This is a genomic window from Proteus hauseri, from assembly GCF_004116975.1.
In the GTDB taxonomy this organism is placed as follows: Bacteria; Pseudomonadota; Gammaproteobacteria; order Enterobacterales; family Enterobacteriaceae; genus Proteus; species Proteus hauseri.
This window is the reverse complement of record NZ_CP026364.1, coordinates 3,835,143-3,854,208: the sequence shown is the minus strand read 5'-3', so window position 1 is coordinate 3,854,208 and position 19,066 is coordinate 3,835,143. Positions and strand designations below refer to the sequence as shown.

The 19,066-nt window shown below is 34.5% G+C and carries 19 protein-coding genes and 1 riboswitch; of the genes, 10 read left to right on the top strand and 9 right to left on the bottom strand.

Annotated elements, in window-relative coordinates; genetic code table 11:
• The first annotated feature begins 242 nt into the window (after positions 1-242).
• The 3 genes from cycA (at position 243) to PH4a_RS17695 (ending at position 3,417) form a co-directional block, all read left to right on the top strand.
• On the top strand, positions 243-1,655 hold the full coding sequence (cycA, locus tag PH4a_RS17705; RefSeq protein WP_129041663.1) for a D-serine/D-alanine/glycine transporter: 1,413 nt from the start codon (positions 243-245) through the stop codon (positions 1,653-1,655).
• Between the two features lie 322 nt (positions 1,656-1,977).
• Positions 1,978-2,412: a universal stress protein gene (locus PH4a_RS17700; protein WP_129041661.1), complete on the top strand. Its 435-nt coding sequence runs from the start codon at positions 1,978-1,980 to the stop codon at positions 2,410-2,412.
• A gap of 186 nt (positions 2,413-2,598) precedes the next feature.
• Positions 2,599-3,417 carry an MBL fold metallo-hydrolase gene (locus tag PH4a_RS17695; protein WP_129041659.1) on the top strand — a complete coding sequence of 273 codons (819 nt, stop codon included), beginning with the start codon at positions 2,599-2,601 and terminating at the stop codon, positions 3,415-3,417.
• A gap of 162 nt (positions 3,418-3,579) precedes the next feature.
• Here the strand turns inward: PH4a_RS17695 and PH4a_RS17690 are convergent, their stop codons facing one another.
• Positions 3,580-4,026: a universal stress protein gene (locus PH4a_RS17690; protein ID WP_064720280.1), complete on the bottom strand. Its 447-nt coding sequence runs from the start codon at positions 4,024-4,026 to the stop codon at positions 3,580-3,582.
• Between the two features lie 236 nt (positions 4,027-4,262).
• Here PH4a_RS17690 and psiE point away from each other — a divergent pair, with 236 nt between their 5' ends.
• Both psiE and rlmA read left to right on the top strand, forming a co-directional pair.
• Complete coding sequence (gene psiE, locus PH4a_RS17685) at positions 4,263-4,676, top strand: phosphate-starvation-inducible protein PsiE (protein ID WP_064720279.1); 414 nt, start codon at positions 4,263-4,265, stop codon at positions 4,674-4,676.
• A gap of 106 nt (positions 4,677-4,782) precedes the next feature.
• Positions 4,783-5,595, top strand: coding sequence for a 23S rRNA (guanine(745)-N(1))-methyltransferase (rlmA, locus tag PH4a_RS17680; RefSeq protein ID WP_129041657.1), 813 nt, complete (start codon positions 4,783-4,785; stop codon positions 5,593-5,595).
• Positions 5,596-5,719: 124 nt separating this feature from the next.
• Here the strand turns inward: rlmA and mntP are convergent, their stop codons facing one another.
• From mntP to pabB, 4 genes are all read right to left on the bottom strand, one after another.
• On the bottom strand, positions 5,720-6,307 hold the full coding sequence (gene mntP / locus PH4a_RS17675) for a manganese efflux pump MntP (RefSeq protein WP_064720277.1): 588 nt from the start codon (positions 6,305-6,307) through the stop codon (positions 5,720-5,722).
• Positions 6,308-6,313: 6 nt separating this feature from the next.
• Positions 6,314-6,506, bottom strand: a riboswitch (yybP-ykoY riboswitch).
• A 467-nt stretch (positions 6,507-6,973) separates the two neighbouring features.
• The gene (locus tag PH4a_RS17670) at positions 6,974-8,335 is read right to left on the bottom strand and encodes an L-serine ammonia-lyase (protein WP_064720276.1); all 1,362 of its coding nucleotides are present in this window, start codon (positions 8,333-8,335) and stop codon (positions 6,974-6,976) included.
• Between the two features lie 185 nt (positions 8,336-8,520).
• Positions 8,521-9,081, bottom strand: coding sequence for a CoA pyrophosphatase (locus PH4a_RS17665; protein ID WP_129041654.1), 561 nt, complete (start codon positions 9,079-9,081; stop codon positions 8,521-8,523).
• Positions 9,068-10,453 (bottom strand): aminodeoxychorismate synthase component 1, encoded by a 1,386-nt coding sequence (pabB, locus tag PH4a_RS17660; protein WP_129041652.1) that lies wholly within the window; start codon positions 10,451-10,453, stop codon positions 9,068-9,070. The genes PH4a_RS17665 and pabB overlap by 14 nt, the downstream gene beginning before the upstream one ends.
• 116 nt (positions 10,454-10,569) lie before the next feature.
• On the opposite strand from pabB, the gene PH4a_RS17655 reads away from it, so the two are divergent.
• The gene (locus PH4a_RS17655) at positions 10,570-10,752 is read left to right on the top strand and encodes a YoaH family protein (RefSeq protein ID WP_064720273.1); all 183 of its coding nucleotides are present in this window, start codon (positions 10,570-10,572) and stop codon (positions 10,750-10,752) included.
• 97 nt (positions 10,753-10,849) lie between these two features.
• The gene (yebF, locus tag PH4a_RS17650; RefSeq protein ID WP_129041649.1) at positions 10,850-11,245 is read left to right on the top strand and encodes a protein YebF; all 396 of its coding nucleotides are present in this window, start codon (positions 10,850-10,852) and stop codon (positions 11,243-11,245) included.
• A 114-nt stretch (positions 11,246-11,359) separates the two neighbouring features.
• Here yebF and PH4a_RS17645 read toward each other — a convergent pair whose 3' ends face one another.
• Positions 11,360-11,593, bottom strand: a complete 234-nt coding sequence (locus PH4a_RS17645) for a DNA polymerase III subunit theta (RefSeq protein ID WP_129041647.1) — start codon at positions 11,591-11,593, stop codon at positions 11,360-11,362.
• Positions 11,594-12,925: 1,332 nt separating this feature from the next.
• On the opposite strand from PH4a_RS17645, the gene PH4a_RS17640 reads away from it, so the two are divergent.
• Complete coding sequence (locus PH4a_RS17640; RefSeq protein WP_129041645.1) at positions 12,926-14,398, top strand: alanine/glycine:cation symporter family protein; 1,473 nt, start codon at positions 12,926-12,928, stop codon at positions 14,396-14,398.
• Between the two features lie 100 nt (positions 14,399-14,498).
• Positions 14,499-15,338 carry an N-acetylmuramoyl-L-alanine amidase gene (locus tag PH4a_RS17635; protein ID WP_129041643.1) on the top strand — a complete coding sequence of 280 codons (840 nt, stop codon included), beginning with the start codon at positions 14,499-14,501 and terminating at the stop codon, positions 15,336-15,338.
• Positions 15,339-15,429: 91 nt separating this feature from the next.
• Here the strand turns inward: PH4a_RS17635 and brnQ are convergent, their stop codons facing one another.
• The 3 genes from brnQ to PH4a_RS17620 all read right to left on the bottom strand — a co-directional run bounded on the left by brnQ (position 15,430) and on the right by PH4a_RS17620 (position 18,417).
• On the bottom strand, positions 15,430-16,788 hold the full coding sequence (brnQ, locus tag PH4a_RS17630; protein ID WP_129041641.1) for a branched-chain amino acid transport system II carrier protein: 1,359 nt from the start codon (positions 16,786-16,788) through the stop codon (positions 15,430-15,432).
• 300 nt (positions 16,789-17,088) lie between these two features.
• Positions 17,089-17,895 (bottom strand): sugar-phosphatase, encoded by an 807-nt coding sequence (yidA, locus tag PH4a_RS17625; RefSeq protein WP_129041638.1) that lies wholly within the window; start codon positions 17,893-17,895, stop codon positions 17,089-17,091.
• A gap of 135 nt (positions 17,896-18,030) precedes the next feature.
• Positions 18,031-18,417: a helix-turn-helix domain-containing protein gene (locus PH4a_RS17620; RefSeq protein ID WP_064720266.1), complete on the bottom strand. Its 387-nt coding sequence runs from the start codon at positions 18,415-18,417 to the stop codon at positions 18,031-18,033.
• 308 nt (positions 18,418-18,725) lie between these two features.
• Here PH4a_RS17620 and mgrB point away from each other — a divergent pair, with 308 nt between their 5' ends.
• Positions 18,726-18,935, top strand: coding sequence for a PhoP/PhoQ regulatory lipoprotein MgrB (mgrB, locus tag PH4a_RS18390; protein ID WP_341868138.1), 210 nt, complete (start codon positions 18,726-18,728; stop codon positions 18,933-18,935).
• The last annotated feature ends 131 nt before the right edge of the window (positions 18,936-19,066 follow it).

Here is a 19,066-nt window from a genome sequence, read left to right as displayed (position 1 = left end):
CCTCTCAATAGCTGTGGTCAACCCCTTAATTTGATTTTTTTTCTGAATGGATAAAATATCGTCGATTACTTTAAAGAAAGGATCTTGTCTGGTTATCAAAGCATCACCTATTTGATTAAATGTGATCTTTTCATTACTTATACTGAGATTTATGTCACAATAATTTTGCAAACATAGCCACGTTAAAAAATAAAATAGTGGCAAAACAACATCGAAAAATATAAACACACTTCAGGTATTGTATGGAAGATCAAACACAAATATCTCAGCCCGGTAGAGTGAAAAATGCCACTCTTCAGCGCGGGCTAACAAATCGTCATATTCAATTAATTGCTATTGGTGGTGCTATCGGTACTGGTTTATTTATGGGATCAGGGAAAACCATCTCGTTAGCTGGACCATCAATTATTTTTGTCTATATGATTATTGGTTTCGTCCTATTTTTTGTAATGCGAGCAATGGGCGAACTTCTATTATCTAATTTAGAATATAAATCATTTAGTGACTTTGCTGGTGATTTATTAGGATCTTGGGCCGGTTTTTTTGTTGGCTGGACATATTGGTTTTGCTGGGTGATTACGGGTATTGCGGATATTGTTGCAATCACATCTTATATTAGTTATTGGGCTCCGGGATTTCCTGAGTGGGGTACTTCATTTATCTGTGTATTAACCTTGCTTATTTTAAATTTAGCAACGGTAAAACTCTTTGGTGAAATGGAATTCTGGTTCTCAATGATAAAGATTACCGCGATAGTGTCGTTAATAATCGTCGGTGTAGTGCTAATTAGTATGGGATTTCAATCACCAGCGGGGCATACCGCAGCGCTAGAAAATATATGGAATGATGGTGGAATGTTTCCTAAAGGGCTTAGCGGATTTTTTGCAGGTTTTCAAATCGCTATTTTTGCTTTTGTGGGAATTGAATTAGTGGGTACGGCTGCGGCAGAAACGCGTAACCCTGAAAAATCACTACCTAAAGCAATTAACGCTATTCCTATTCGTATTATTACTTTTTACGTGTTAGCTTTGGCTATTATTATGTCAGTAACGCCTTGGCGTTCAATATTGGCAGATAAAAGCCCGTTTGTTGAACTCTTTGTTATGATAGGTATTCCGGCTGCTGCCAGTTTAGTTAACTTTGTGGTATTAACCGCAGCCGCCTCTTCAGCTAATAGTGGTATATTCTCAACCAGTCGTATGTTATTTGGGTTATCTAAAGAAGGTGAAGCACCAAAACAATTTAGTCAATTATCTAAACGTGCGGTTCCTGCTAATGGGCTATTATTCACTAGCTTGTGTTTATCATGCGGAATTATATTAATTTATTTTATTCCTGATGTTATGCATGTATTTACGCTGGTTACTACGGTATCTGCGTTACTGTTTATGTTTATTTGGAGTATGATTTTATGCTCTTATTTAGCCTATCGTAAAAAACGGCCACAGCTTCATCAAAAATCTATTTATAAAATGCCGCTAGGTATTTTTATGTCGTGGTTATGTTTAGCTTTCTTTGCTTTTATGACTATTTTATTAGCATTAGAACATGATACTCGCCAAGCGCTAAGTGTAACACCAATATGGTTTATTGCTTTGGCTGTTGGCTATCAATACGTTAAAAAACGTAAGCAAAAATTAGCCACTCCAAAATAATAAAGATAATCAAAAATATTATTTTAAATAAGAGCCCTACCTTAATACGGTAGGGCTTTTTTATTTGATAAAGAATAAACTTAATTAAGCAAAAATATTTTTATCACTATATGCTAAATTCACGATACTCTAGATAAATGATTTATTTAAAATAAAATTTATTTTTTGTTTAATTATTTATAAAAAATTGATTTTGGATTGTTGTTTTGAATGAAAAGTAATCGTTAATTAGCATTGATAAAATATTTATAAAATATGTTAACTGTATCCGGTATTTTTTTAAAAATGCACTATCCTACAAGTAAAATAAAAAGGAGGCGGTATGTATAAGAATATTTTGGTTCCCATTGATATTGATGAAGATAATTTGATGAACAAAGCCATTCCATTAGTGGAAGATATTGCAAAAAATGAAGACTCTTATGTTCACTTTTTGTATGTGCTGCCTAAATTGCCTCAATCGTCCTATTATCGGTTAGTTATGAATGGCGATCAATTAGATCAAGGATGTTTAAAAACTTCAGCAGAAATTGAGGTGAAAAAAATTATTGAGCGTTTTGATTTACCCGATGACAGAGTAGATACGCATATTCGTATTGGGAAACCAAGAGACGCAATATTGCAAATAGCCGATGAAATAGATGCTGATTTAATTATCATCAGCTCACATAATCCCGAAATAGATGTTTATCACTTAGGCTCAACGGCCGCAGATATTACGCGCTATGCAAAACGTTCAGTGATGGTTGTTCGATAAAAGAATAGAGTATTAGTAGATCTTTGTACATTAAGATGATTAAGCGTTTATAAGGGGGCATCGCACTAGCAAGAAAGTGAGTTTGCGATGCCTTTATCGCACAAATAAATTGCTATTCTATTTGGCTCATTCCTAATTTTTAATTATTATGCCTTTACTCTGCTAACGATAATAATTAAAAAATTCATGTTAACCATTACTGCACTGTTAGAAAACAAAACGATAAATCCTTCACTTAGCCATTATCCTGGCCTGTCGCTTTTACTTGAAGATAGTGAAAGTAAAACTCAAATAATCTTTGATACCGGAAAAGATCTTACTTTTATATCAAATGCCCAAAAAATGGGAATTGACTTAACAGAAGTAAAAATCATAGTGGTATCTCATGGTCATTACGATCATTTTGGCGGTTTAACACAATTAAGTGCTGATTTTTTTACGAAGAAACCACGGATTATTGCTCATCCTCATCTTTTCTCAGTTCGCTATTCAGCGTTATTTATAGGCAATAAAAATATTAAATTTAAACGATTAGCACCTCTATTTGATAGGAAAAAATTAGAATCGCAGTTTACTTTTGAGCTAACAGATATTCCACTGTCAATAAGCAAAAATTTTATTTATTCTGGCCAAGTAAATCATCGACAAATAAATAAACGCTATGGTGTTATTATAGATGATTCCGGTGAAATGGATGATTATGTATTAGATGACAGCTTTCTTATTTGGCAGGGAAGTAAAGGGCTGGTAATTATTACAGGTTGTAGTCACTCAGGAATTGAATCTATTATTCAACATGCTAAAAAAATTACAGGTAATAGTAAAATCCAAGCGATAGTTGGAGGGTTACATTTGCGTTGTGCGACACCCACTGCATTACAACGGGCTAAAAAGGCCATAGAAGAACATGTGGTAGTTTATGGTTGCCATTGCACAGGTATATTAGGCAGAAAATATTTAAATGCGAAAGACTTTAATGCAGGGCAAACATTATCGTTTGAGTAATCTGTGACTTTAAATGGCTTTGCCATTTTACCCACAATAGGAATATTTTGCGTAAGTAAGATAATTACAACGAGTGTGATTAAGGCTAATACAATGAATAAGCGAATAAAAATGGCAACAGCTTAAATAAGCCATTGCCCAGAGAGTATAATATAGAAGCGCCTATCTGCGAATAACTAGCACAGATCGCGGTGTATTATTAACGATATAATCAGCGGTAGAGCCTAATAATATATTACGTTTATTACGAGAACTTGAGCCAATAACTATGGTATCAGCATCAGTTTTATCTGCTAATTCAAGAATATTGTAATTAGGTGTGCCAATTACAGCATGACACAGATATTGATTTTCTGGTAAAGCAAATTGCTGTTTTATACACTGTTGAAGCTTTTCAGTTAATAGAATTAAAGCTTGGTTCTTTTTTTCTATTACAGATGGGCTATCACAATTAAGTCCATAAGCTTCAAGTGAGCGTAAATTTGGCATCACGGTAATAAAATGGAAATAATTTTCTGGTTTCCTTGCTAGAAACTGAACATCAGTGATCATTTGTTGAATTATGCTATCTTCTAATAAGTCAATTGCTACAAGTATTGTTTTAGCCATAATTTGCCTTTGTAATAATTTAACTCTTTCTAACAGTATAAGTAAGTTAGCTTACAAGTTGAAATTTAAAAGCAAATATTGCGATTATCGCACCATAATTCTTGAGTTTTAAGCTCTAAAAGATAAAAAAATGGTGTGATGAAATGTCAAATCCTTTAAAATTTATACCAATCTACTTATTGGCATTTTGCCGCTATTTTATTTTTCAGGGAACGACACCTTAGGTTATCAATAAAATGAGAAAATCGAGCGAAGAATTACTTAAATGTATTGCCACCATACTACAGTGGGTACTTAATATTGGATTACTAATCTTAGCAATAGTGCTGGTTAGTTTTCTTATTAAAGAGACTTATGTTATTGCATCGTTGTTGTTTAATTTAGGCGCGCAAGAATCTTCTTATCAATTGTTAGAGGGGATCCTTATCTACTTCCTCTACTTTGAGTTTATTGCTCTTATTGTTAAATACTTTTTATCTGGTGGGCATTTTCCATTAAGGTATTTTATTTATATTGGTATTACGGCAATAGTACGACTTATTATTGTTGAGCATAAAAACTCTATGGACACGTTAATTCAATCTGGTGCAATTTTACTGTTAGTTATTGCATTGTTTATTGCTAATACTGAAAAATTAAAACGAGCTTAATCAATAAAATAGCTTAAGATTAAAAATAACAGCAGTGATTGTCCGCACAATGAGGGAGATATGCTATTATCTCCCTTAAATTTATTCTGAGTTACGCAAAATTATTATGTCTTATCAATGTCCATTATGTAATAAATCACTCTCATTAAATGCACATAGTTGGGTATGTGAAAATAATCATCACTTTGATTGTGCGAAAGAAGGTTATGTTAATTTATTACCTGTGCAATTTAAGCGTTCAAAAGAACCTGGTGATAGTAATGAAATGATCAGTGCACGACGCGAATTTTTAGATGCTGGTTTTTATCAACCAATGCGCGATAAAGTTGCTGATTTAATGACAACTTTATTGCCTGAAAATAATTGTGCAGTTTTGGATATTGGTTGTGGTGAAGGTTATTACACAGACTATTTTTATCAAGTATTAAAGTCAAAAAGCCCACAAATTTATGGTTTAGATGTGTCTAAAGTTGCAATAAAATATGCGGCAAAACGTTATTCATCTATTCAGTTTTGTGTTGCATCAAGTCAGCGATTGCCATTTTGTGATGCTTCATTAAATGCAGTAATACGTATTTATGCACCTTGTAATGGTGACGAATTAACAAGGGTAATAGCGAAAGAAGGCTATATTATTACTGTAACACCTGCACCTCGTCATCTTTATCAGCTAAAAGCGTTAATTTATCCGCAAGTTCATCTTCATCCATTAAAAGAAGAAGAGTTTATGGGGTTTATAAAAATAGCTGAGCATCAAGTCGCCTATAAAATGAATTTAAGCGGCAAACAAGCATTTGATTTATTACAAATGACACCCTTTGCTTGGCGTGCAAGTGAGGATGTAAAACAATCATTGCTTACGAATAAAACTTTTGAATGTGAGACTGATTTTTTGATCCGTATATATCAGCATGTTTAAAGTTTTTTATGATATATAAAGAAAATAGGGTAATTATTAGTAAGACATAACAAGACATAATTATAAAAAGCAAAAGCTTAGGCAAATTAAACCTAAGCTTTTTATTTTGGCTCTTAACTCTTAATTAGTTGGCGTACATAAATAGTTCAAGATGTTCAAAAACAATATTAAAGCCGATAGCTATTAATACAATACCACCGACAATTTCTGCTTTTTTTCCTAGAACAGGACCAACATAACGACCAATTAACATACCCAGAGTTGCCATAATCATAGTCATCATGCCAATAGTCATTGCGGTATGAACGATATTCACTTGAAGAAATGCAAGTCCAACCCCGATAGCCATCGCATCAAGACTAGTGGCAATGCCTGTTGCGATAAGTGAGAGCGAACCGTGGCGCTGTGGTGCATCTTCTTCACAAGGGCAATCATCAGCACGTTTTAGGCTTTGATAAATCATTCTACTACCAAGTACAAATAATAAACCAAAGGCAACCCAATGATCCCACTGTATAATGTATTGGCTAGTATATAGACCTAATGCCCAACCTATTACTGGGGTGCTAGCTTCGATAATACCGAAAATTAAACCAGTGCGGAGTGCTTCTCTAAAACGGGGTTTATGCAGTGTGGCACCTTTACAGATTGCAACAGCAAATGCATCCATAGAAAGGGCAAGGGCGAGAATAATAGTGGCGTAAAAACTCATAAATATAGCCTCGGTTGGGTGATTCCATATACACAAAATTGCCCCCCAACCAAAGAAGTACAATTATGTGTCTATGGTCTTGCCAACCGTTAAACGGCATCTGCACCACGCTAAATGAAAATAAGCGAGTATGTTGATACAGACTTTTCAAAAATAAAGTTTCTATTCTTGAAACAGGCTACTCCCCAATGACTTGGTGCAGAAGATAACATATTATTTTTTAAAGGCAACATATTATTTAATATATTTAAAAGATGATATTGATAATAATTATCATTATTAAATCGATGGCATTAATATATATTTATTAATATCATTAAATGTTAAAAATATGATAAATTTCAATATGATGAAATATTAACCATGTAATAAACAATGGATTTCATTTATTTAAATAATAAAACTGTGATGTGGATTAAATATAAATACACACAATAAATATAAGCTTTAAACTACTTCTTTTTTAAATGAATATTAAATAAGCATATAATTAATAGGTGATTAAAAATATTTAAAATCACTTTTTTTATAAAAATATAAATTTTAAAATATATATTTTTATATTTAAGATTATTTTTAGGTTATTTATCTATCACTTAGTGTGATCAAAATAAATAAAAAAAGCCATTCTAGATGAATGGCTTTTAGTGCTAAAACACGAGGTAATTAGTCACATTGAACTTTAATTGCTAATCCACCACGAGATGTTTCACGGTATTTTGCGTTCATGTCTTTACCTGTTTCATACATAGTTTCGATAACTTTGTCGAGAGAAACGCGTGGTTCACTTGTACGGCGTAATGCCATACGTGCTGCGTTCACTGCTTTTACAGAGGCTATTGCATTACGTTCGATACAAGGTACTTGAACTTGGCCTGCAACAGGGTCGCAAGTTAAACCAAGGTTGTGTTCCATACCAATTTCAGCCGCTATACAAACTTGCTCTGGGCTTCCACCTAATAATTCAGCAAGACCAGCAGCAGCCATTGAACAAGCAACACCGACTTCACCTTGGCAACCGACCTCAGCACCTGAAATTGAGGCATTCATTTTGTATAGAATACCAACAGCACCAGAGGCTAAAAAGTAGCGTAGATAAGTTTCAGGCGTGACCGGCTCGATACAGCGATCATAGTAAGCCAATACCGCAGGAACAATACCACATGCGCCGTTTGTTGGCGCAGTAACAACGCGCCCACCAGCCGCATTTTCTTCATTAACTGCAAGCGCAAACATGTTGATAAGATCAACCACTTTCATTGGATCGTTTGAAAGGCTGTTGCTTGATGTTAATAGACGATTTAATGCCGCTGCACGACGAGGAACACGTAATGGCCCCGGTAATACACCTTCAGTATTTAAACCGTGCTCAATACATTCCTGCATTGTTTTATAAACATCAGCAAAATAAGCGCTAATTTCAGCTTGAGTATGAAGGTCTAGCTCATTTTTCATCATCAAACTAGAAATGGATAGACCCGTTTCTTTGCAGTGTTTTAATAACTCTTCAGCACTTGCATAAGGATAAGAGACAGGCTGGCTATCAACGGTAGATTTACCGAAGTTTTCTTCATCAACAATAAAACCACCACCAATTGAGTAGTATGTTTTTCTGTAGATTTCTTTATCACCCGCAAAAGCATGGATCGTCATGCCATTTTCATGTAGTGAAAGATTATCATTGCTAAAGTGCATGCTTTCTTTTGGAAAATCGACGACTTGTAATCCATTTGCTAATGATAAGCGGCCAGTTTCTTCTACTTCGCGAATAAAACCGGGAATGCCGTCAATATCAACAGTTGCAGGTGCATTACCAGCTAGTCCCATAATAATAGCGATATCAGTATGGTGGCCTTTGCCTGTCAATGATAATGAGCCGTAAACATCAACAGCTACACGGGTGACAGACGCAATCAGTTCCTGGCTGACTAAATCATCGACAAATTCTTTACCCGCTTTCATTGGTCCTACGGTGTGAGAGCTTGATGGTCCTATGCCCACTTTAAACATGTCGAAAACGCTAATCACGTCAGACTCCTTAATAATAAGAGAGAGGGTTAAAAAAGAAAAAATATAGTTATTTATAGTAAGGGGATCGTTTTTACAATTATATCGTCCCGTTAATGATGTAGTTTACAACATTTTTTTAAAATAGCTAAGTACAGTTATGGTTGTGACGAGAAAAAGCGCAAGCTGAATATTAAAGACACAAATTAAGTAATCTGAAGAGCTAATTTATGCAAAATTGCGGCGGTTAATCCCCAAACTAAATGTCCGTTATAAGGATAAAAATAGATACGATGATTTTTACCAGAACGGCGAAAATCTAGGGCTTGATATTGCTGAGTATTCAATACATAGCTTAATGGTATTTCAAAGATAGATGCAACTTCGTCAGGATTGTGGCGTAAAGGCAAACCCGCAGGAATAACACCAATAATCGGTGTCACAAGATAACCACTAGCGCTTTGTAACGGGGCAAGTTGCCCAATAACAGAAACTGCATTTGGGGGGATCGCCACTTCTTCGTGCGCTTCTCTTAGTGCGGTTGCGATAAGGTTGGTATCTTCAGGATCACGTTTACCACCTGGAAACGCAACTTGACCTGCGTGAGAGCGTAATGTGGATGCGCGCTCCGTTAAGAGGAGTGTTGGGACAGGTTTATTAATAATCGGCAGCAAAACAGCCGCCGTTTTTTGGCCATCAGAAGACAAGTTTACCGTATCGGGTAATGTAAGCTGAAATCGATTGATAAAATTATCAATGGGTGTCATCGAGAGTTGGCTCACTTAATATGGTTAATATTTTTCCAAGTTTATCAAAGGTTTCTTGATATTCTTTTTCAGCAACGCTGTCAGCGACAATACCACCCCCCGCCCAGCAGTAGATTTTATTTTTTTCAGTTAATAAGGTTCTAATGCTGATATTGGTGTCCATAGTGCCACAAAAACTAATATAGCCAATGGATCCACAATAACCATGACGACGATGAGGTTCTAACTCCTCAATAATCTCCATAGCCCTAATTTTGGGGGCGCCAGTAATTGAGCCTCCTGGAAATGCAGCACGTAATAAATCGGTTGCAGTTAAGTGATTAGGTAATTCAGCGGTGATTGTGCTAACTAAATGATGCACTGCAGGGAAGCGTTCAACAACAAATAGCTCAGGAACTTTGACAGAACCCGTGCAGGCAACTTTACCAATATCATTACGCATTAAATCGACGATCATTAGGTTTTCAGCACGATCTTTTCGTGAATTTGCTAATAGCTGTGCTTGTTCATCATCTTCTTCAGGTGATGCTTTACGTGGTAGTGTTCCTTTTATAGGTCGCGTCTCTATTTTGTTATCCACTAAATGGATAAAACGTTCAGGTGAAACACTAATAACATAATTGTTAGGTAAACACATAAAAGAAGAGAAAGGTGCTTTATTCTCTTTATTTAAGGTTAAAAAAGCATTCCATTCAGCACCGGTATAATTAGCACAGAAGCGTTGGGCAAGATTAACTTGGTAACAATCACCTGATAATAAATATTGATGAATTTTAGCTATTTTTTTGTTGTATTCATCACTGCTAATATTAGATTGCCATTCTGTTATTAATTCAAATTTTTCATTGCTATTTGTATTAGTTTGATTTTCTAACCACTGTAGACGAGCATCAATATCATGATAGCTAATAAGTGTTGCTTTATGTAACTTATGGTCAACAATCAGTGCCCAATCGTAGATCCCTACCGCCATATCTGCGAAATTGAGTTCATTTTTGGCAAGATCTGGTATTGTTTCAATACGGCGACCTAAATCGTAACTCCAAATACCTAACGCGCCCCCTAAAAAAGGCAGATCTTCGTCGTGAGTTGGATGGAAATCAAAATGAGCTAAAGCCGTTTGAATAAGTGTAAAGGGATCTTTTTTGGAGCGTTTAACCGCTGTATTTTTTTCTTTTATGGTGGTTGTCTGTTTACGTGTTTCTAAAGTAATAACAGGGTCGGATACCACAATATCAAAACGGTTATGAGGATGTTCGGCTGCACCAGAATGGAGTAAACTAGACCAAGGTAATGAGGCTATTGGTGTAAATACCTGTAGTGCTAAATCTGGAGTATAGGTTAATTCGCGTTGTTGTAATTGCATATCCATTTTATGACCATTTAAACAAAGTATTCTGTATTTACTAAAGCCTAATCATTCATAAATGATAACATTTATGTAAATACAAAATAGAAATCAAAATCGATAAAGACAAGAGTAACATTATGTTTCTAGGAATGCCTACATTAACACATGAAGAACAGCAAAAAGCAGTAGAAAAAATTCAAACCCTGATGGCTGATGGCATGAGCAGTGGTGAAGCTATCCAATTAGTTGCCCAAGAATTACGTGAAAAGCATACTACTCGAGAATCAGTTTCTATCGTGTTTGATGATGATAACGAATAAAACAATTTTTTAACAAATGTCACAATTGTCCTGTTTGGCTTATGCTATGCTTACTGAAAAACAGATCCTGCTTTAAGGGATATTTTCGGGAGGTTGTATGAAATTAAGCAAGCTAGTTGGTCAAACAGGGATACTGAGTGCAGCTCTTTTACTTACAGTTTCTTTTGGAGCATCTGCAGAAAGTGTCGAAAAAGTAAGTACAGAAAATGATATTGTGCGTTCAGCACCATTTTCTAGTTGTATTAATCTAGACAAAGATCAGCTTGCAGCCAGAGTGAAAAATGATTATCTACAAAATCGTTTACCTCGTTGGCTGGACGATAAAAAAGAACTGGGTCCCAAGCCCGTAGCGACCATCAATGCAAATGATGTTATCAAGATGGATAATAACTACCACGTTACATTAAATGTGCGCGGTGCACGTACGGATCTTCGTTACAATGTAGAAGTCAATTGTGATGAGAAAAAAATTACTTATATTTCAGCTAAATAGCAAAGAGAAAAATAAGTAAGAGAAATACAGTAAATGTGTATGAGAGCACATAAGAGAAATCAAAAGATTTAAACCACACCCCAATGTTGAATTCAGCCTTGGGGTGTTTTTCTATTATTTTTTTGATTGTGGTTCGAAAGGTAAACGTGAATAGTGCTGACTTCTTGCACGATAAAACAGAAGTCTTTCTTGAAAAAATGTCCTTAAATATTCAGGTTGTTCTCTTGCTATTGCTTCAGCAACAACGGGCATGTTGTAACGCTCTTTAAACGCTACACCGGATGCAGCCAAACTCACATTAATTTTGTCTTTTTCTTCTTGAGTTAACTCTGAAAGGTTATAAGCCATTATTTTCTCCCTTAATAACAATTATTGTAAAATAAAAGAGCATTAGAATTAATGCAAGTGGATAAAATAAAAATAAGTAGTGAACTACTACCAAAAAGACGCTCAAAAAATAGACTAAAAAAGAAGCATAATAAGGTAAGTGATTTATAGATTAATTGTTATACCACTTTATTGGTATTGTTTTTTTATTAATTAATAATAAGAAATATTAGTTCTTAATTAAATTTAAAGAAATATTAATTTTACTTAGCATAAATTAAGCATCATTAAAAATGATCTAAATCAATTTAATGTTAATAAATATTAATTTAATGTGATATTAAATTATATATTAATGAATAAAAGGTTGTTTTTATTTTCATTATGTACTTCGTTTGATTTTTTTGTATTTGTTTTAACCGTTTTAAATATTAACTCTATGAAATTTAATGATAAAAAAAAGCCCTGCGGGGAAGCAGGGCAAAAAATAATACAACACCAGGGAAAGATATATTATAAATAAAATTAACCAAATGTTTAATAAGTAAACTTACGTGATTATTGTTTTTTTTTATAAATGATAAAAGTAGGATATTTATTTTTTAATAAAATAAAAGTGAGTAAGATAAATTAAAAATTAACCATAACGGATATTTGTGGCGATTCAATATTTTCTACTAGCTATTTATATTAATGAAAAATCATTTTAAATATCAAATATATTTTTTACTTTTTTACTTTTTTACTTTTTTACTTTTTTACTTTTTTTATTTATATTTAATTGATAATGTATTGTTAATTCATAAGTGTTTTATAGTCCTTATCAATATAACTATTCCATTGTTAATCGCTATAAATTTTCATATAAACTAAATTTAAATTCTTTAAATTATAAAATTAAATAGTCGTTTATTTTAGTTTCTAGCTTAAAGTGATTTATTAATATATATCTATAAAGCTATTAAACAATTAGTTGAGTTTATTTTTTAATCAGGTTAATTAATTTTTAAATGCGTGATTTATTTTTTTATTAACGCTATCTATAACCTTATTTAGTTAACTGATTAAATAAGGTTATAGCTTATCCACATGAAAAATAATGTTTTTTTATTTTGTCGAAATGACTATTCTAATTAATGTTGCAATTAAGTCCTAGCGTTAATAAATAAAAAAATAAACAAAAAATATACACGAAGTATAATATTGTGTTACATTCTACTCGCTTTTTAACACAGCAATATATAAAGGCAGAGAGGGGTCATTTACTGATTTCATTTAAACTCTGTCGCTTAATTTTTATTACGATAGCGATGTAAGGAACGGTTATATACGTTATTATATAGGAGAACTAATTTGACTAACCTAATAAACTTTGCAAACAATATTTTATGGGGATATGTCCTTATTTACTTGCTCCTTGGGGTTGGCATCTATTTTACTTTTCGTACTGGATTTATACAAATCCGTCATTTTAGCCACATGTTCTCTATTTTAAAAAATAGCAATAGATCAGATAAATCAGGCATCTCTTCATTTCAAGCATTATGTACGAGCTTAGCCGCTCGCGTAGGAACAGGAAATCTTACGGGTGTAGCTATTGCATTAACAGCTGGTGGGCCAGGTGCTATTTTTTGGATGTGGGTTGTTGCACTTATTGGCATGGCGACTTCATTAATTGAAAGTACGCTTGCTCAGCTCTATAAAACGAAAGATGATCAAGGAAATTACCGTGGTGGTCCCGCTTATTATATGACAAAGGGACTTAAAATGCGTTGGATGGGCGTGATGTTTGCGATCTTCTTAATCATTGCTTTTGGTTTAGTGTTTAATGCCGTTCAAGCTAACTCTATTGCCCAAGCAACTGCTTCTGCATTTGATTTTGATCCTCTTTATGTGGGAATCGCTTTAGTTATCTCTAGTGGATTTATTATCTTTGGCGGATTGCGTTGGATTGCAAGGGTTGCTGAATTAGTTGTTCCTATTATGGCGACCGCATATTTATTATTAGCATTTTGGGTTGTTGCTGATCATATTGAACGATTACCTGAAGTCTTTTTATTAATATTTAAAAGTGCATTTGGTTTACAAGAAGCGGCAGCAGGTGCGATTGGCTATAGTATTAGCCAAGCAATGACACAAGGTATTCAACGAGGATTATTTTCTAATGAAGCTGGCATGGGCTCGGCGCCTAATGCGGCTGCCTCAGCAACGCCTTATCCCCCGCATCCTGCCTCTCAAGGCTATATTCAAATGCTTGGCGTGTTTATGGATACGCTGGTTATTTGTAGTGCTACAGCGGTAATTATTTTGTCATCGGGTGTATTGGATAGTTATCCTGAAGGTATTAATGGTATTCAACTCACTCAATTGGCATTGTCGTCAACCGTCGGTGGATGGGGAAGTACCTTTATTGCCATCGCGATTTTCTTTTTTGCTTTTACATCTATTATTGCTAACTATGCGTATGCCGAAAGTAATATGATTTTCCTAGGTCGTAATCATACTACAGGGCTATTTTTATTACGTTCAGCAGTGTTAGCTATGGTGATGTTTGGTGCATTAGCCGATATGCCTTTAGTTTGGAAAATGGCAGATCTTTCAATGGGATTAATGGCAATGACTAATTTAGTCGCTATTATTTTACTTTCAGGTGTTGCTTTAAAACTTATCAAAGATTACAACCAACAACGGCAAGCAGGGCTGCTTCCTACCTTTGATATTAACCAATATCCTGAGTTAAAAGATGATATTGAAGAAGGCATATGGGAAGAGCCGGTTGTATCTGATGAACCTTTAATTCGTTGCGAAAAAGTACGTCAGTCTTAAGAATATAGCGAAATACCGCCAAATCTTGAAGCCCATATTTTTTAATATGGGTTTTTTCATTACAATTTAGCTTTGGGCTTATTTATTTTTAGGATGAAAAATGAAGTTAAATAGGTATTACATAGGGTTACTTGCTTCGATAAGTCTACTGACAAGTTGTGCTCAGCCATCAAAATATATTGATAGAGGCAACTACATTGCGCAAATCGTACCAAATAAACAAGAATCAAGTGACTGTGTAAAATATTTGGTGATGCATTATACCGCACTAGATGACGACAAATCGTTTAAAGTATTAACGGCTGGGAAAGTGAGTAGTCATTATCTAATTCCTACTCATCCAATGAAAATAGATGAAAAACCCGTTATTTATTCATTAGTTGATGAACAGCAAATTGCGTGGCATGCAGGGGTTAGCCAGTGGGGGGATGCAACAAGCTTAAACCGTTGCTCGATAGGAATTGAGATTGTTAATTTGGGTTATCGCGATAATGGTAAATTTAGATATTGGTATCCTTATACAGCGGACCAAATAGTTACTATTAGTGCAGTAATGAAAGATATTATTCAGCGTCATGATATTGAACCGCAGAATGTCTTAGGACATAGTGATATTGCCCCCCAACGGAAAGTTGATCCGGGCCCTTTGTTTCCATGGGAACGACTCGCAAAGCAAGGCATAGGTGCTTGGCCTGATGAACAATCAGTCAACTTTTATTTGGCGGGACGCGATCCTTCAGAACCAGTTGATATTGCAAACTTTCAAAAATTACTGTCGGAATATGGGTATCAAACACCTAATAGTGGTGTTCTAGACAATAAAACCCAAAAGGTCGTTAAGGCATTTCAAATGCATTTTAGAGTGACTAATGCGAACGGTATTCCAGATGCACAATCAGAAGCGATATTAAAAGCATTAATACAAAAATACAAAACGTAATATTAAGTTAGATCTCGATAAAAAGCCTCTTATACCATATTGATATAAGAGGCTTTTTTGTACAAACTAACTATATAAGAAGAACATTTGTTTAGAGCGTTGTATTTGCTTCTTTGGTTGTCGTTATTGCAGGCACTTCTTTTAAATTCAGGCTAATTAATAGCGACACCAGAAAAGCAATAGCGCCAGGTAGTAACCAGCCTAAGCCATATTCAGAAAGTGGTATATAGCTAAATAATTGTAGTAAATCTGCATTTAGCCATTTCAATTGTTTTAAGGTATCAAATAAGCTCATTAGTACAATTACGCCAATAGTTAAGCGATAAGTAAAACGAGGTGCTTTTAATTTGTTACGAATAAATTGAAGTAGAACCAAAGTGACTGAAGTTGGATAAATCATCAGTAATGCAGGAATAGTGACACGCAATAAGGTATCAAGACCAAATGTTGAAACAACAGTGGTCATTAAGGTGAATACAACAACCCAAAAACGATAACCTAAACGATGATGAAAGGTTGCAAAGTAATCAGCAGCAGCACTTGTTACACCGACTAGCGTTGTCATACTTGCTAGTAATACAATGCCACCCATTAGCCATGTACCCACAGAGCCAAATATGGCATCAACATAACGAGAAAATATTTGTCCACCGTTTGTTGCATTTAATGCAGGATCGGCAAACACAGAAACTGAATGGCTAGTGGCACCTAAATAGAATAAACATAAATAAAGTGCAGCTAAGAGTAAAACGGAAATCATGCCCGCTTTAACAGTAATTAAACCTATTTGTTTTGGTGAATTTATACCCTTGGTATATAACGCACGAGCTACAATTCCCCCAAATGCCATTGCTGAAAGCACATCCATAGTTTGGTAGCCATCAATAATGCCAGAGAAGAAACCATTAACAGCATATAAACCGGTAGGTTCTTCAATAGGAGAAAGTGGTTTGGCAACGACAGCAATACCGACAACCACTAATAAAACGAGAAGTGCGGGTGTCATAAACTTACCTATCGCACTGATCATAGTGCCTTGTTTAAGCATAAAAAACATACTTAAAATATTAAAGGTAAGTGCAAAAATAAGGTGAGTTACAGTATTTTTCTCAATAAGGCCTAAAGGTAAAAATCCCATTTCATAGGCCGTATTTGTTACACGCGGCATAGCAAAGGTGGAGCCAACGATAAGGTAAAGGGCAACCCAAAATATGACGGCAAACCATGAAGGTAAATCGACTGATAAACGTTCACCACGGCCGCGAATAGCGACGATAACTAATGTGAGAAAGGGAAGCAATACACCAGTAACAAGAAATCCTAAAGATGTACTGAACCATTGATTTCCTGATTGAAAACCAGCCATAGGTGGAAAAATAATATTGCCAGCACCAAGAAAGAGGGCGAAAACCATCATTCCAAGAACCAGCATATCTTTTGTCGAAAGCATAACGAATACTACCTGTCTGTGAAAAATATATTAATGATTTATATTTGTTATTCTACATTTAGCCTATTAACTAGGTGATTGTGTTGTAAAAATACGATTTGAATAACGAAAAGAGAATTGATAGTAACAAATTCTGAGCAAGATGTAAGAACAATGGGATATTTAATGCTAAATCGAAAGGGAATATAGAATAATAAATTACTAGTGAATAGATATAAAAGCAGTGCGATCCTCTGCTCAGGATCACAAAAGCTTTATAATTTTGTCGGCATTAGAGATAAAACACAAAAAAGATCGTGTTTAAATAAATTTATTAATTGCGATGGCAACGCCATTTTCTTCGTTAGATAATGTAACAAATTTAGCAATATTCTTAATGGAGTCAGGAGCATTTCCCATTGCTACACCTAATGCCGCATATTTAAGCATCGCGAGATCGTTTTCTTGATCACCAATACACATAATTTTTTCGGGGGTGATTTTTAAATGTTCTGCGATTTTTTGTACCGCACTCCCTTTATTCACATTGGTATTTAAAATTTCGATAAAATAAGGTGCGCTGCGAAGTATGCTGTATTGTTGGTAGATATTGGTAGGAAAATACTGGATCGCGCTATCTAATACAGTAGGCGCATCAGCAATCATAAATTTGCTAAATTGCATATCCCTTTGCATTTCATTTACTGGGCGATAATAGAGTGGTGTCCAAGATAAAAAGGCTTCTTGGCAAGTGAAATGGCTAATATGAAGGTTAGAAGTGTAGATTTTATTATCGCTCAGAACATGAAAATGGACACCGATCTCGCGTGATAAATTCTCAAAATAGAGATAATCCTCAAAATCAAGCAAATCTTCAATAATCACTTCTCCGTTATCTGCTTGATGAATTTGACTACCATTATTACTGATGCAAAAACAATCTGCCAAATCAAGGTTAAGTGCTTTTAAATAAGGATAAATACCATTAAAAGAGCGACCTGAGGCTAGAACAATATGAACACCTGCTTTTTTGGCTCGCAGAACTGCATTTTTTACTTCTGGTGTAATTTCATGTTGTTTATTGAGTAAGGTTCCATCTAAATCAATAGCAATAAGCTTAATACTCATTAGTATCCCCATATAAAAGAAAATAAAAACAGTCAAAATGACAAGTCAGAAGTGAAGCGTTTTATCATCACATAGGTGACACTCTATTTGTGTGATATAAAAGGCGTTATAGGATATATCACACAGATAGAGGGTTTATTCACAGCAAGGTGACTGTAAATGCAGTGGTTGTTTAGTTTCTAATTCAATTTCTTGGTTTTGTCTAAAATCAAAAGGCGTGATGCCATATTCTTTACGGAACATATAAGTAAAGTGCGATTGTGAACCAAACCCAAAATCAAGTGCGATATCAAAAATTGAACGCTCACTTGTACGTAATAAATAAATAGCGCCAGCCAGCCTACGTTGGCGAATATACTTTCCTAAAGAGGTTCCTGTGACTTCTTTAAAAATTTTCTGCATATGCCAAAGAGAATAGCCAGAATAAGCCGCAAGTTCTTCCAGATGAATAACGCGACCTAAATGCTCCTCAATCCATTTGCTTAACGCGCAAACCAATGCGAGATGATTATCTTGTGGCATTACAATTCCATTCTATCGATGAAGTTAAGGTAAAAAGCAAAATTAACTCCCTAATATTATACAAAAAGAGGCAAACAGAGAAATCCATATTAATGGATAGTCATCCATGATCGTTGGCAAAATGTGTAGTTGAGAAGGTATATGCACATTAAACAGTCAGATCAAATTAAAAATAATACAAACTATCTTGGTTTTGTCGAGGAAGCATTTAACTTTCTTTATGAAAACTATGCTAAATTCACAGCCAGAGATAAGTTATCGCGGATTTTATAACAACAACTCCTTACGCCGTTATCAAATTAAAGCGAATGCTTATTATTGTTACTAATCATGCTAACAAAATGTATTTAAAGGATTTTAAATTGAACGCAAAAAAAATAATTATTAGCATAATTATTGTATTAGCCATTAGCTTAGGTTTGTATCTTATAGCTTTAGATAATTTTTGCGATCAAGGAGAAGACTTTCAACAAGGTATTTGTCGATTTACCACGCTATTTCCCTCTAAACACGGTTAGTTTTTCACCTTTTCTAATTATTTTCCCTTTAACATGAAATCTATTTGTTATTCAAGTCAGAATAGTGTTTTAATGGTGGCTTAAAATAAACATAAGTGTAAACATTAGTTTACGATTTGAACTGATAGATC